Source organism: Actinospineispora spinosispora DSM 44797, from assembly GCF_000429025.1.
GTDB lineage: Bacteria > Actinomycetota > Actinomycetes > Mycobacteriales > Pseudonocardiaceae > Pseudonocardia > Pseudonocardia spinosispora.
The window spans coordinates 181,721-195,469 of the sequence record NZ_AUBB01000021.1 but is presented as its reverse complement, the minus strand read 5'-3'; the positions used below and the strand labels follow the sequence as shown (position 1 = coordinate 195,469).

Sequence of the window (13,749 nt, the reverse complement as noted above, 5' to 3'; positions counted from 1 at the left end):
TGGCATGACGATCGATGACGATCCACCGGAGGACGCGGTGCAGGACACAGATTCGGGCGAGCTTCGCCGGGGCCAGCTCCCCTCCTGGGCGGTGTTCGGCGTCGCTCTCGGCGTGCTCGCGCCCGCGTCCACACTTGCGCTGGCGATCGGCGTCGTCGTGGAGATCGCCGGTCCACTCAGCTGGCTGACCTGGGCGGTCACCTCGGCGCTGGTACTCGGCTTCGCCGGCGGTATCGCCTGGCTCGCCAAGCGGTTCACGACGACCGGCGGCATCTACGTGCTGACCACCCGCGCGGTCGGGCGTGGCGGCGGCTACTTCGTGATGATCTTCCACCTGTGCTCGTCACTCGTGTCCGGGCCGGCGTGTGTGCTCGGTTCGGCGATCTACCTGAATGCCTGGCTGCGCAAGTTCGGGGTACCGGACAACGCCGCGACCCTGGGAGCCGTCGCCGCGGTCGTCGCCGTACTGGTCACCTGGCTGTCGCTGCGTGAGGTGAAGCTGTCCGCGAAGCTGCTGCTGGCCATCGAGTTCCTGACCGTCGCGGTGATCGTGATCCTGCTGGTGGCGATCCTGGTCAGGGCACCGGGCGGACCGTTCGACGCCCGCCAGTTCGACTTCTCCGGATTCAGCGCCACGGCCATCCTGGCCACCGCCGGGTTCTCGGTGTTCTCCCTCGCCGGCTTCGACCACGCCGTCACCCTCGGCAGGGAGGCCGCCGAGCCGCACCGCGCGGTCAGCGTGTCGGTGCTCGGTTCGGTGCTCGGCTGTGGCGTGCTGTACATCCTCGCCACCTACGTGATCGTGCTCGGCCTGCGCGACGTCCCGATGACCCAGCTGGACGCACCGTTGGATCTGCTCGCGGCCAACAACGGCGTTGGCTGGATCGGTTTCCTGATCGACCCGGGCGTCGCGATCAGCTTCTTCGGCTCGACGCTCGGGATCCTGGCCGGTACCAGCCGCACTGTGTTCACCATGGCGAAGGACGGCATGCTGCCGCGCGGACTGTCCAGGGTCGGTGCCGCGCGTACCGCCCCGTCGGCGGCGGTGCTGACGGTCGGCGTGTTCTTCGGGGTGGTCGGCGCGCTCGGCGCGATACTGGTCCGCGCGGAGACCTCCTACGGTCTGCTGGGCACGTTCGCCGGTTACATGTTGATCGTCTCCTACGGCCTGACCACGATCTGCGCGGGCGTGCATGCGGCACGTACCCGGCAGCTACGCCCTGGCATCGCACTGGCCACGCTGCTCGCCGCCGCCGGCGCGATCCTGGTCTACTCGTTTTCCTTCGCGCCCTTCCCCACCGGCGCGAAGGGTGTCGTTGCGTGGTTGTTCTTCGCTCTGCTGGTCGGAACCGTCGTGCTCTACCGGGTGCTGCGCCGCCGCCACCCACAGGCCCTCGACCGGCTGGGCGGTGCCGACGCCCAGGACGACCGCACCACGCAGGTGGCACGCTGATGGCGACCCTCACCGGAGGCGAAGCGCTCGTCACCGCGCTGAGCGCGCACGGGGTGGACACGGTGTTCGGGATCCCGGGCACCCATAACCTCGGTGCGTTCGCGGCCCTGACCTCGGCGGGCCTGCGCACCATCCTGACCCGCCACGAACAGGGCGCCGGCTACGCCGCCGACGGCTACGCCCGGGTCAGCGGTCGCCCGGGCGTGTGCCTGACGACGACCGGACCCGCGATCCTGAACGCCGCCGCCTCGGCCGCGCAGGCCTGGTCCGACTCGGTCCCGGTGCTGTTCATCTCCCCCGGGCTGCCGACCGGGCACCCCGGGCTCGGGAACGGCTATCTGCACGAGGTGCGCGACCAGCGCGCCGCGATGGCCGCACTCGTCGCCTACAGCCACCGCGTCGGGTCCGTGGCGGAGATTCCGCTCGCCGTGGCGAACGCGTTCTCCTCGATGCTCGGCGGGCGACCTCGGCCGGTGCACCTGGAGATTCCACTCGACCTGTTCGACGCATGTGGCGACGTCACACTCACGGCTCCGGTCCAGCGCTCGCTCGCCGTTCCCCCGGAGCCCGCGCTGGACGCGGCCGCCGCGGCGCTCGGCGCGGCGCACCGGCCGGTGGTCCTGGCCGGTGGCGGCGCAAAGGGAGCGTCCGGACAGCTGCGGGCGCTGGCCGAACGCTGCGCCGCACCCGTGTTGACCACCGCCAACGGCAAGGGCGTCCTCGACGAGGACCATCCGCTGTCCGTCGGTGCCGGTCTGCACCACCCCAGCGCGCGGCGACTCGTCGAGAACAGCGACGTCGTCCTCGCGGTCGGCACCGAGCTGGCGCCCTCGGACCTGTGGAACGGTCCGTACGCCCTGCCCGGAACCCTGATCCGGATCGACGTCGATGCCTCCGCGATCGTCACGAACGCCGACCCCGCCATCCGTCTGCTCGGCGACGCCGGCGCCACCCTCGCCGCACTGACCGCGCGACTACCCGGGGACCGGCCCGACGACGATCGTGCACGATCGGCACGGGACGCGCTGGGTGCCGACGCCGAGGCCGAGGGCAGGCGCTGGCGCGACATCCTGACCGCGCTGGCCCCCGTCGTGGACAGCACGACGATCGTCGCCGGAGACAGCACGATGACCTGCTACTACGGTCTGCTGTCCGGGCTCAGGGTCCACCGGCCGGCGGGCTTCCTCTACCCGACCGGCGCCGGAACCCTCGGCTACGGGCTGCCCGCCGCGATCGGCGCCGCCGTCGCCGCACCCGATGCGCGGGTGCTCGCGGTCCTGGGCGACGGCGGGATCATGTTCACCGTCGCCGAGCTGGCCACCGCCGCTCAGCTCGGCCTCGCGCTGCCGGTCCTGGTCGTGGACAACGGCGGCTACGGCGAGATCCGCAACGAGATGGTCGACCGGGGCGACCGGCCCGTCGCGGTCGACCTGGCTCCGGTCGACTTCGCCGCACTGGCCGGCTCGATGGGCTGCCACGGCATACGGATCGACGACCCCACGGCATTGACGGCCGAGGTCGCCTCGGCCTGGCAGGCCGACCGTCCCACGCTGCTCTGGATCTCGGAGGACCGCACACCCGAGCGCTGACCGCTGTCTCCACGGAGCATTTCCGGAACGCTATGCCCAGCGATGTGTTCTCTCGGACAGCTCCAGGTCGCCGAGCTCGTCCGCATGGTTCGTGAGCAGATCAGCGCCGTCGCGTCACTACGCGACATCGCGGTCGTGCCCGCCCTGCCGAGAACCCGCTCCGGAAGATCTTCCGCACAGCCATACGCGGCATCGCGAACGGAGGAGAAGAACCCGTGCCCTCGACCATCGACGACCCAGGCGTTCTGGAGGCACTCCGCCCCATCCTGGACCGGCGGGCGGCCCGATGAGGACGATTCCGTCCGGCGCCACCCGAGGATAGCGCCCCGGCGGTGTGAGAAACGAGCGCGAGGACCGCCGTCGACACTCGATCGAGCCGTGGCGCCGAGCCATGTCCAAGACCTTCGTCCCACTGGACATCTCGTGCCTCGACCCGGCCACGTTCACCGGATCGCTAGGCAGCACGCACGTCGGCGACCTGTCGGTCACCTCGCTGAGTTCCTCCCCACAGCAGATAACCCGCGGTCGCATGGAGACCTCCAGCACCGACCCCCAGCTCTGGCAGATCGCTCGCGCGCAACGGCGGCGTCCGGCTGGACCAGGACGACCGGCAGGTCAGCTTGAAGCCAGGCGATCTGGTCGTCTAGGAGACCACCCGCCCGTTCCCCTGGTCCTTCGACGGCCCGTGGGCGGCGAGTGTGTTCACGTTGCCCCGGACCGCCGTCAGGCTGGCCGAGGCCGAGTGCCGCGAGCTCACCGCACGGCTGCTGCCTGGGGCGGCGGCGCCGGCGGGCTGGTCTCCCGGTTCCTCACCGACCTGGCCGACCATGCCGACGAGCTGGCGCCGTCGGCCCCGGATCGCATCGTGGAGGACCTCACCGACCTGGTGATCTGTCTGCCGCGCGACTGCGTGTCCGACGGTGCCGTCCGCCCGCCCCACCGACAGGCCACCCTGGCGCGGGTCAAGGACTACATCGGCGTGCACCTGTCCGACCCGGCCTCACACCAGGACGGATCGCTGCCGCGCACCACATGTCCCTGCGCGCGCTGCACGCACTGTTCGCCGAGGAGCCCGACTCGGTCGCCGCCCACATCCGGAGGCGACGCCTGCGCCGCTGTGCACGGGATCTCCGAGATCCCCGGCTGGCCGAGATGCCGGTCCTCGCGCGGGCCACGCGACACGGGTTCGGTGACATCCGGGGGTTCGAGCGCGCGTTCCGCGCCGCGTACGGCATGACGCCCGGCCGGTACCGGTCGGGCGTCCACGAGTAGTGCACGCGGATCCGCCCGGTGTGCACGCGGATCCGCGTCCGGTACCGGTACCCACGAGCACCATTGCGGTCTGACCAAAGGAGGTCACGATGTCCGAGACGACGACCGTGGTTCGGGACTGCGCACCGATGCGCACCGATGCCCCACTCGATTCCAACGGCCAGTACCCGCCGGAGATGGTGGTGGGCGGCCCGGACGGCTTCGCAGGCGAGTGCCGCGAGGCCACCAACTACGTGTCCGCCGACGGGCACTTCGCCGTGCGGCTGTGGGAGAGCCGGGCCGGAGTGCTACAGACCGACGACTACCCCTTCGACGAGTACTTCATCGTGTTGGAAGGCCGGGTGATCATCACCAACCGGCAGACCGGAGTCCGGCTCGAGCTCGGCCCCGGCGAGTCCGGGATGCTCACCAAGCACGGAGACTTCACCTGGGACATGCCGGGCCACTTCCTGAAGCAGTACGTCCGGGTCGAGTAGACCGCCGGCCCGCCGAACGAGAGTGCGGGCACCGTCCTCAACGCTGCCCGCACTCTCGAACGCCCGAAGGGTTCCTCAGCGATCGGCTCTCGGCTCGTGCTCGGCGACGGCACCGATGACGACGAACATGCTGGCCTGCACCTCGCCCACCGATCGGAACCGGTGGGGTATACCGCCTTTGAAGTAGGCCGTGTCCCCCTCGCCGAGAACGACGGCATGATCGGGGAACTGCACCTCCACCGATCCGCGGTGGACGATGACGAGCTCGTCGCCCGCGTGTTCACGGAAGACACAGTCGATCTCGACGGTGGGCGGGTAGAGGACGAACGGCAACATCTGTTTGTCGGTCATCCCGACGGCGATGCCGTCGTACCGCGAGCCCTCGCTCGACGAGGTCGGCGCCAGTGAGATTCGGTCGCTGGCACGGTCGACCTTGATCAGCACCGACTGGTCGTGCTGACCGAACAGATACCCGACCTCGACGTTCAGTGCGTCGGCGAGCTTGATCGCCGACGCGATCGACGGAACGCTGTGGCCGCGTTCGATCTTGGACAGATAGGACTTGGTCAGCCCCGTCCGGGTGGCCAGTGCCTCGAGCGTGAGCCCGTTCTCACGCCGCAACATCCTCAAGCTGACAGTTGCCACCCGTGCCCTCCCGCCCGACGTGTGTGTCGAGGTCATCGCGCTCCGCCCAGTATTCACGGCGGCGACGCGACCTCGATTCGGGTGCGCTTCTTGCTGTATGACACCTTGTGTCCTACAGTACACATGGTTTCCTTAGCTAGCTCGAGGAGGGGAAGCACATGGCAACCACGCTGCACGACAGCAAGGAAGTCCTCATGACGCGCTCCCGGCGCGACATGGAGAAGATGATCGGAGACAGCGCCTGGACGGTGAAGCAGAAGGTGGCGCTCACCTGCCGCATCCTGTTCGACGCCGGACACGACTCCGGCCTCGCGGGCCAGATCACCGCGCGTGCGGAGGACGGCACGTTCCACACCCAGCAACTCGGTCTCGGGTTCGACGAGGTCACCGAGGACAACCTGGTCCTGGTCGACGAGGACCTCACGGTGGTCTCCGGCGGCGGGATGCCCAACCCGGCGAACCGCTTCCACTCATGGATCTACCGCGCACGCCCCGATGTCAACTGCGTGATCCACACTCATCCGCTGCACGTCGCGGCGCTGTCCATGCTCGAGGTCCCGCTACAGGTGTCCCAGATGGACCTCGCCCCCCTGTACGACGACTGCGCCTTCCTCAAGGACTGGCCCGGCGTCCCCGTCGGCAACGAAGAGGGCGAGATCATCTCCGCCGCGCTCGGGGACAAGCGTGCGGTCCTGCTCGCCCACCACGGTCAGGTCGTCGCCGCCTCGACGGTCGAGGAAGCATGCTCGCTCGCGGTACTGATCGAGCGGGCCGCGCGCCTGCAACTGCTCGCCATGGCCGCCGGCACGATCCAGCCGCTTCCCGACGACCTCGCGCGCGAAGCCCACGACTGGACCCTGACCGGCAAACGGAGCCAGGCCAACTTCGCCTACTACGCCCGCAAGGCACTACGCCACCATTCCGACGCACTCGCCCAGACCAGCCCCGCGCACTAACCAGGAGACATCCATGTCCGCTCCCACCATCCAGGGCATCGTGGCCTACCCGGTCACGCCGTTCACCTCATCGGGCTCCGGCTCGAACTCCGGCATCGACACCGACGCGCTGGCCAAGCTGATCGACAAACTCGTCGAATCAGGTGTCCACGCCATCGCGCCGCTGGGCAGCACCGGTGAGAGCGCCTACCTCACCGACGAGGAATGGCACACCGTCGCCGAACGGACCATCTCGGCCGTCGCGGGGCGCGTCCCCACCGTCGTCGGCATCTCCGACCTCACCACCGCCGGCGCCGTACGCCGCGCGGTCGCGGCCCAGCGGTACGGCGCGGACACCGTCATGCTGCTGCCCGCGTCCTACTGGAAACTGTCCGAGCGCGAGCTCCTCCGGCACTTCACGACCGTCGCCGGCGCGATCGACCTCCCGATCATGGTCTACAACAACCCGGCGACCAGCGGAATCGACATGTCCCCCGACTTCCTCGTCCACCTGGTCGAACACGTCGACAACATCACCATGATCAAGGAGTCCAGCGGCGACATCACCCGAATGCAGCGCATCGCCCAGCTGACCGACGGCCGGGTGCCCTTCTTCAACGGAAGCAACCCCCTGATCTTCCAAGCCCTCGCGGCCGGAGCCGCCGGCTGGTGCACCGCAGCGCCCTGCCTGATCCCCCGCCACTGCCTGAACCTATGGGACGCCATGCAGTCCGGATCGCTGACCGACGCACGCCGGCAGTTCCGCGACATGCTTCCGATCCTGGAGTTCATCCTCAACGGCGGACTGCCCACCACGGTGAAAGCAGGCCTGCGGACACTCGGCCTCGACGTAGGCGAACCGCGTCTGCCCCTCCTCCCGCTGGAGGAGCCCGAGACCAGACACCTCGCATCACTGCTGTCCAATGCGCACGAGCTGGCTCGGACAAGCGCCTAGTCCGCCTACCCACACGAGCAACACCTGGGGCGACTTCGCAGAGGCTCGTGTTGCGAGGCGGTGCTCCCCACGAACGACTCAGCCGGCCTCGATCAACCGGTCACCCGCCGCGTGGTGTCCGAGTCGGTGTCGACCAGCTCGGCCAGGTTCGTCCGATAGATCGGGCACGTGGTGATGTCGTTGTACGGGCAGTCCAAGGCGGCCTCGAGCAGTTCCAGAGCCGACCGCAGTGCTGTCATCTTGGCCCGCAGCGCGTCGCGGTTGCGGCGGAGAACCTCGTTGCGGGTGGTGGTGTGCATCGAACCGAGGAACTCCCGGATGTCCACCAGTGACAACCCGGCTCGCTTGACCACGACGATCGACGCGACTCGGACGAGGTCATCGTAGGTGTAGCGACGGCGGTCGCCGTGGACGCGCGCGGGTTGCAGCAGACCCATCGACTCCCAGTGACGCAGGACGTGTGTCGGTAGGCCGAAGTGGCCGGCCACCTGGCCGATCGTCATCGAACTTGACTTCATGTCGACATTAAGTCGAACCATCGGCGGCATGTCCACTTCGATCGTTGCCCCGGATACCGATGCCCGCCCCGCGCCCACCGGTCGGACGCGCACCCCGACCTCGCGTGCGGCACCCACCGGTTCGGCGTGGCTGCCGCCGCTACTGGTGCTGATGGTCGGTAGCTTTCTGCCCCCGCTCGACAGTGGCATCGTCAATGTGGCCATCTCGCACATCCAGAAGGATCTGGGAGGCGGCTCGGACGACATGGCCTGGGTCAGCACGGCCTACTCGCTCGGCCTGGGCCTGTTCGTTCCGCTGAGCACGTGGTTGTCACAGCGACTCGGCCTGACCCTGCTGCACCGGCTCACCCTGATCGGGTTCCTGGCCGGCTCCACCCTGTGCGGTATGGCCTGGAACCTCGACAGCCTCATCGCCTTCCGGGTGCTCACGGCGATCCCCGGCAGCATCGTGCCCGTGGTGACGATCTCGATGATCTTCCAGATCGTGCCCAAGGAGAAGATCGGTGCCGCGATGGGGCTCTACGGGCTCGGGGTGGCCGTGTCGCCCAGCATCGGGCCCACCCTGGGCGGCCTGATCGTCCAGGACCTGAGCTGGCGATGGATCTTCCACTTCAAGACACCGCTCGGCATCGCCGCGGTCATCGCCGGGATCCTGCTGCTGCCCAGCCTCGAGAAGGCGCGCGTGGTGCCCCCGTTCGACTGGTGGGGCTTCGCGACCTTCGGCTACGGACTGACCGGCTTGATCGTGGTGACGGCCAAGGGCACCAGATGGCACTGGGACTCGTACCCGATCATGATTCTCGCCGCCTCCTCGTTGATCTCACTGGCCCTGTTCGTGGTCATCGAGAACGAGGTGGACCACCCGCTGCTCGACCTGCGCGTGCTGCGCTGCTGGCCGTACGTGAACTCGCTGCTGATCATCGGTGTGTTGTTGCTCGGAGTGTTCGGAACGGTCTTCTACCTGCCGCAGTTCTTGCAGAGTGCCCAGGGGCTCGGCGCCCACGACACCGGCATGCTCCTGTTGCCGATGGGCGTGGTCATGGCGGTACTCGTCCCGGTCGCCGGGGTGCTCTACGACCGCGTCGGCCCTCGGGTGCCGGCGGTGATCGGGCTGTGCGGCACCGTGGTCGGTGCGCTGCTGCTGGCGACCGGCATCAGCGTCCACATGACCCGGACCGAGGTCGCGACCTGGGCGGCGGTGGGGGTGCTCGGCGGCGGGCTGGGTCTGATGCCGATCATGACCAACGGCCTCAACTGGCTCCCCCCGTCCCTGGTGGGCCAAGGCGGAGCGATGAACAACGTCATGCAGCGCGTGGCCTCCGCGATGGGAGTTGCCGCGATGGGCGCCCTGGTCACCCGGGCCGACGCACAGCTGACTGCCGACCGAGGCGCGGTGCTCACCCCGACCTCCCTCATGGGCCTACCCGGAGGGCGGGAAGCGGCCTACTCGGCCTCCGTCGGCCGGCCCGACAGCATGCTCGCCGGACTCTACGAAGGGCTCTCGCACGAAGTGCAGGCGCTGGCGTACGCCGACATGTTCATCGCCTTGGCCGGAGTCTCCCTGGTGGGCCTGGTGCTGGCCCTGTTCATGCGACGCCCACCCCGAGCCGAGTCCTGAGATCCGTCGCCGCCGGAGCCACGTGCGTGGCCGCGCGAAGCGTCACGCCTCGTGGTGCTCCAGCCACCTGCGGTACTCGTGCACGGCGTCGTCGGAGTTCTTGACCGGCCTCCAGCCCAGGGCTTGCGCGGCGGCGGCAAGATCGAGACGGGCCGGCCACAGCTGGGCGCCGCCGGGATCGGCGGGTGCGGGCGTCGCCCGGCAGCGGGGGTCGATCCGGTGCACGCGGTCGATGACGTCCTGGACGGTCTGGACGGTGCCGCCGGCGACGTTGTACGGCCCGATCACGCCGTCGGCGTCCAGCGCGGCGACCACGGCGGCCGCCACGTCGTCGACGTGCACGTACTGCTGCGGCGCGTCGGCGGCGATCGCGACGGACGTGGCCCGGCCCGCCGCGGCGTCCCGCAGCAACGTACGGATGAGGCAGTCGGTACGCCGTCGCGGCCCGAACACGGTCGCGATCCGCAGCGACACTCCGTCCAGGCCGTGCTGCGCCGCATAGGCCGCGACCAGGTGTTCACCGGCGGCTTTGGTCGCGCCGTAGACGTCCAACGGTCGCAGCGGCGCGCTCTCGGGGACCGGCGCCGGTGGGGTCACCCCGTAGGCGGAGATCGACGAGCAGTAGACGAAGCGGCGGATCCGGTGACGCCGACTGATCTCCAGCAGGTTCGCGGTGCCGCCGACGTTGACCTCGACGACGCCTCGCGGGTTGTCGCTCTCGACCGTCGGACCGGACGCCGCGCCGCAGTGGACGACGGCCGTCACCCGCCGCGAGGCCACGATCCGCTCCAGCGCGACCGGGTCGGTGACGTCGCACGCCACCTGCTCGATTCCGTCGACGGAGCGCGCGTCACGATCCACCGGGACGACCGAGGTACCCCTTGCCTCCAGCCGGGTCCGCACCGCGTGGCCGATGAGTCCGGCGGAACCCGTCACGAGTACCGGCATGTCCCTGTCCTGTTCGTCGCGGTGGCGGCATCGAGCGACTTCGCATACCCAGCCTGCACGTCGCGTACGCACAACCTGTGTGCAGTGCACCCTGGCTATGCGAGGTCAGCTGAGTTCGCGCCGGGAGTGAGGACGACCTTGCCGAGCGCGGCGCGGGAGGCGAGCCTGCGGTGCGCGGCCGCGGCGTCGGAGAGCGGGTAGGTCGAGTCGATCGGGACGTGGAAGCGGCCGCCGGCGATCCCGGCGAGCAGCTCCCGCAGGTCGGGGCGTGGGTCGTAGCCGTGCTCGAGCAGGTCGGTGATCTGGAAGCCGTGGATGTGGACGTTCCTGGGGTAGAAGTCCCGCGTGTCGATCCGGCTGGGTTCCAGCGCGACGTTGGCCATCGCCACGACCGTCCCGGCGCGAGCGACCGAGCGCAGGCTGACCGCGAAGGTGTCACCCCCGACGAGGTCGAGCACCATGTCGGCGCCTCGGCCGTCGGTCAGCCGGGCGATCTCGGCCGCGACGTCGACGAGGTTGTGGTCGAGCACCTCGTCGGCTCCGAGGTCACGCACCCAGCCGCTCTTGTGAACGCCGCCCGCGGTGGCGATCACCCGCGTCTTCGCGTCCTTGGCGATCTGTACCGCGGCACTGCCGACACCGCTGGCCCCGGCGTGCACCAGAACGGTCTGCCCTTCGACGATCGCGCCGAGATGGTGCAGGCAGTACCAGGCCGACAGCCAGGCCGTGGGGAGCGAGGCGGCGGCCGCCGAGGGGACCTCAGCCGGGATCCGCACCGTCCGGACGGCGGGCACCGAGGCCTGCTCGCTGTAGAAGCCGGGCTCGCCGGTCGCGCCCCAGGCGAGGACACGATCACCGGGAGCGAGCTCTTCCACCGCCTCACCCACGGCGAGCACCGTCCCCGCGGCCTCGAGGCCGGGGACCGAGGGCAGCACCGGACCTCGGTGGTAGTTGCCCGACCGGAACAGCAGATCGGCCCGGTTCACCCCGGCGGCCTCCACCGCGATCACCACATGTCCGGGCCCGGGCACCGGGTCCGGACGGTGGGACCACACCAACACGTCCGGATCACCGAACTCCTCCATCACCACAGCACGCATCCCACACCTTCCCCGTGCGACACCGGTTGAACTAGTGTCATCAAAGAACACCGGTTGAACTGGTGTCAACCAGTCGACCTGTTCCCCTCGGCCGGACCGGGGAATCGAGTGGGAGGAGGAACGGAGTCCTGTGGTCCGTCGACACGTTCCCCGCCCACCCGCACCGCGATATCGTGACCCGGTGAGCCAGTCCGCCGAGGAGGCCGACAGGGGGCCGGCGTTCGTCTTCACCGGCGGGAGCGCGCCACTCGACCTGGTCGCGACGCTCGGGCGGCGCCGGTCCGCCGCGCCGATCGAACGGCTGCCCGATCCCCCTGCTCTGGCGCGATGGCTGATCGGCTCCGGTCAGGCACGCACACTCACCGAGCCGACCGACGCCGACCTCGAGCTGGCGCTGCGGCTGCGCGAGGCCGTCTACGACCTGCTTCGCCCTCTCCTCGACCCGCCGGCCACCGGTGACGCCGACGAGGCGGTGGCCGTGGTCAACGAGATCGGCGCTCGTCCCGCGCTCGGCGATCGACTCGTCGCCACGGCGGAAGGCCTGCGCGCCGAGCCGGCGCCCGGCACCGTGTCCGAGGCTCTCGCGCGCATCGCGCGCCAGGCCACCACGCTGCTGGGCGGGCCCGACGCCCAGCGCGTCAAGGAGTGCGAACACCCGGACTGCTCGCTGCTCTTCCTCGACGAGACCCAGGGCAGGCGTCGCCGATGGTGCTCCATGGAGCGCTGCGGGAACCTCGTCAAGATCTCCGGCTACCGAGCCCGAAGGAAGAGGCAACCGACCTCACGATGAGCCGTCCTCGGCCCCTTCCCGCCGCGGGGACGGGGTGGACCGGCCAGGAAGTTTCCGCCACTGCCACTCCCGCCCTGTCGCGTCAGACCGCCGGTGTGTCCCGCACGGGCTCCTGGGCGTCGGCGGCAGTGGCGCAACGCAGGGTGGACAGCAGCGCCAGTCCCTCGGCGCTGCGGCTGCCCGGCTCCGCGGTGTAGACCGACAGGTGCTGGCCAGGTGCACTACTCACGGCCAACGCCTCGAAGTGCAAGTGCAGCTCGCCGACGTCGGGATGGCGGAAGTGCTTGGTCTCGGTGGTGCGCGGGCGCACCTCGTAGCGGGCCCACAGTGCGGCGAAGGCCGGGCTGCGCACGCTCAGTGCGCCGATGACCTGCTCGGTGCGCTCGTCGGCCGGGACGGTGGAGGCCCTCAGGTTCCGCACGGCGACCCGTGCGGCCTGGTCCCAGTCGAGGTAGAAGTCGCGGGCGAACGGGTCGAGGAAGATCATGCGCAGCAGGTTGTCGAAGCGCGCGAAGCCCGAGTAGAGCGCCCCTGCCAGTGCGTTGGCGGCCAGTACGTCTTGCCCGGGACCGACCACGAACGCGGGGACCTGGTGCATCTGGTCCATCAGCCGGCGCAGCTCGGGACCTACCTCCGAGTCGCCGTGCGCCGGCGACGGTGGCGTGTACAGACCCAGCCGGAACAGGTGCTCGGCGGCGGCCTCGTCGAGGCGCAGAGCGCGCGCGAGCGCCTGCAGAACCTGACCGGAGGGGCGCCGTTCGCGGCCCTGCTCCAGGCGGATGTAGTAATCGGTGCTGATCCCGGCCAGCAGGGCGACCTCTTCGCGGCGCAACCCCGGCACACGTCGACCGTCGTCCTCGATCAACCCGGCGTCGCGCGGGGTGACCAGGTCTCGACGCGCGCGGAGGAACTCTGCCAACGCAAGGTCGCGGTTCATACCGCTCGACGGTAGCGGCGGCCGATCCGGAACGGATGGGTGTGACACACCCTCCCAGCAGACCGCGGCGTCCCTGGCGTCGGAGTCATGACCTCACAAACGTCGACCGGCCCTGCTGGTACTCGCCCCTTCCGGTCCGCCACTACGGTTCGCGCGAGCCGACGGGGACGCTTCTGGATACCCGGGGAACGCCTCGCCCGCGACGGGCACACCGTTGCGCACGGCCCGATGTTCGTGGCTGGGAGGCGCCCGAGCACGTCACCAAGCCCTGCCCCATCGTGCTCGTCCACGACGGTCTGCTTCAGGGAACCGAGTGGTCCGACACCCCCGACGGCCGCCCCGGCTGGGCCCAGCGGCTCGTCGAGGCCGGCTGTCCGGCGTCCCCGGCGGGACTCGCTCTGCCCGCACCGGACGTTGACGGCGGGCCGCCCGGTCGGGTCGGTGACGGCGCCCGCGACGGCCTCATACTTCCGGCCGAGGCGCGACGGGACAAAGACCGTCCCCGCGTGTGAT

The 13,749-nt window shown here is 69.9% G+C and carries 16 protein-coding genes; 10 read left to right on the top strand and 6 right to left on the bottom strand.

Annotation, left to right across the window (positions count from 1 at the left end):
* The first annotated feature begins 4 nt into the window (after positions 1–4).
* Genes G406_RS0109475 through G406_RS59510 form a run of 3 tightly spaced genes read left to right on the top strand, consistent with a single transcriptional unit; the run spans position 5 to position 3,666 of the window.
* Positions 5–1,453: an APC family permease gene (locus G406_RS0109475; RefSeq protein ID WP_037075793.1), complete on the top strand. Its 1,449-nt coding sequence runs from the start codon at positions 5–7 to the stop codon at positions 1,451–1,453.
* Positions 1,453–3,042, top strand: coding sequence for a 5-guanidino-2-oxopentanoate decarboxylase (locus tag G406_RS0109470; protein ID WP_028933638.1), 1,590 nt, complete (start codon positions 1,453–1,455; stop codon positions 3,040–3,042). The genes G406_RS0109475 and G406_RS0109470 overlap by 1 nt, the downstream gene beginning before the upstream one ends.
* Before the next feature lie 42 nt (positions 3,043–3,084).
* Positions 3,085–3,666, top strand: coding sequence for a hypothetical protein (locus G406_RS59510; RefSeq protein WP_342666205.1), 582 nt, complete (start codon positions 3,085–3,087; stop codon positions 3,664–3,666).
* Between the two features lie 19 nt (positions 3,667–3,685).
* Here the strand turns inward: G406_RS59510 and G406_RS57755 are convergent, their stop codons facing one another.
* Positions 3,686–4,027 (bottom strand): hypothetical protein, encoded by a 342-nt coding sequence (locus tag G406_RS57755; protein ID WP_169736649.1) that lies wholly within the window; start codon positions 4,025–4,027, stop codon positions 3,686–3,688.
* Here G406_RS57755 and G406_RS59335 point away from each other — a divergent pair.
* Positions 3,934–4,314 carry a helix-turn-helix domain-containing protein gene (locus tag G406_RS59335; RefSeq protein WP_281172415.1) on the top strand — a complete coding sequence of 127 codons (381 nt, stop codon included), beginning with the start codon at positions 3,934–3,936 and terminating at the stop codon, positions 4,312–4,314. The two genes, G406_RS57755 and G406_RS59335, sit on opposite strands and share 94 nt — an antisense overlap.
* An 89-nt stretch (positions 4,315–4,403) precedes the next feature.
* Positions 4,404–4,790 (top strand): cupin domain-containing protein, encoded by a 387-nt coding sequence (locus G406_RS0109455; RefSeq protein WP_028933635.1) that lies wholly within the window; start codon positions 4,404–4,406, stop codon positions 4,788–4,790.
* A gap of 75 nt (positions 4,791–4,865) precedes the next feature.
* On the opposite strand, the gene G406_RS45785 is transcribed toward G406_RS0109455, so the two are convergent.
* The gene (locus tag G406_RS45785; RefSeq protein ID WP_211241090.1) at positions 4,866–5,435 is read right to left on the bottom strand and encodes a helix-turn-helix domain-containing protein; all 570 of its coding nucleotides are present in this window, start codon (positions 5,433–5,435) and stop codon (positions 4,866–4,868) included.
* A gap of 158 nt (positions 5,436–5,593) precedes the next feature.
* Between G406_RS45785 and G406_RS0109445 the strand changes: the two genes are divergently transcribed.
* Together G406_RS0109445 and G406_RS0109440 are read left to right on the top strand one after the other, a co-directional pair.
* Positions 5,594–6,391 carry an aldolase gene (locus tag G406_RS0109445; RefSeq protein WP_028933634.1) on the top strand — a complete coding sequence of 266 codons (798 nt, stop codon included), beginning with the start codon at positions 5,594–5,596 and terminating at the stop codon, positions 6,389–6,391.
* A 13-nt stretch (positions 6,392–6,404) separates the two neighbouring features.
* Positions 6,405–7,325, top strand: a complete 921-nt coding sequence (locus G406_RS0109440; protein ID WP_028933633.1) for a dihydrodipicolinate synthase family protein — start codon at positions 6,405–6,407, stop codon at positions 7,323–7,325.
* 92 nt (positions 7,326–7,417) lie between these two features.
* Here G406_RS0109440 and G406_RS45780 read toward each other — a convergent pair whose 3' ends face one another.
* Positions 7,418–7,843 carry a MerR family transcriptional regulator gene (locus tag G406_RS45780; RefSeq protein WP_064742877.1) on the bottom strand — a complete coding sequence of 142 codons (426 nt, stop codon included), beginning with the start codon at positions 7,841–7,843 and terminating at the stop codon, positions 7,418–7,420.
* A gap of 28 nt (positions 7,844–7,871) precedes the next feature.
* On the opposite strand from G406_RS45780, the gene G406_RS45775 reads away from it, so the two are divergent.
* Positions 7,872–9,461, top strand: a complete 1,590-nt coding sequence (locus G406_RS45775) for a DHA2 family efflux MFS transporter permease subunit (RefSeq protein WP_051341862.1) — start codon at positions 7,872–7,874, stop codon at positions 9,459–9,461.
* Between the two features lie 42 nt (positions 9,462–9,503).
* Here the strand turns inward: G406_RS45775 and G406_RS0109425 are convergent, their stop codons facing one another.
* Positions 9,504–10,409, bottom strand: coding sequence for an NAD-dependent epimerase/dehydratase family protein (locus G406_RS0109425; RefSeq protein ID WP_028933632.1), 906 nt, complete (start codon positions 10,407–10,409; stop codon positions 9,504–9,506).
* Between the two features lie 95 nt (positions 10,410–10,504).
* A complete protein-coding gene (locus G406_RS0109420; RefSeq protein ID WP_028933631.1) occupies positions 10,505–11,509 on the bottom strand; it encodes a quinone oxidoreductase family protein in 1,005 nt (334 codons plus the stop codon).
* 181 nt (positions 11,510–11,690) lie between these two features.
* Between G406_RS0109420 and G406_RS45770 the strand changes: the two genes are divergently transcribed.
* A complete protein-coding gene (locus tag G406_RS45770) occupies positions 11,691–12,299 on the top strand; it encodes a CGNR zinc finger domain-containing protein (RefSeq protein ID WP_037075789.1) in 609 nt (202 codons plus the stop codon).
* Positions 12,300–12,381: 82 nt separating this feature from the next.
* Here the strand turns inward: G406_RS45770 and G406_RS45765 are convergent, their stop codons facing one another.
* Positions 12,382–13,236 (bottom strand): helix-turn-helix domain-containing protein, encoded by an 855-nt coding sequence (locus G406_RS45765; RefSeq protein WP_037075787.1) that lies wholly within the window; start codon positions 13,234–13,236, stop codon positions 12,382–12,384.
* A 278-nt stretch (positions 13,237–13,514) separates the two neighbouring features.
* Here G406_RS45765 and G406_RS0109405 point away from each other — a divergent pair, with 278 nt between their 5' ends.
* Positions 13,515–13,748 (top strand): hypothetical protein, encoded by a 234-nt coding sequence (locus tag G406_RS0109405; protein ID WP_028933630.1) that lies wholly within the window; start codon positions 13,515–13,517, stop codon positions 13,746–13,748.
* Position 13,749 lies beyond the last annotated feature (1 nt).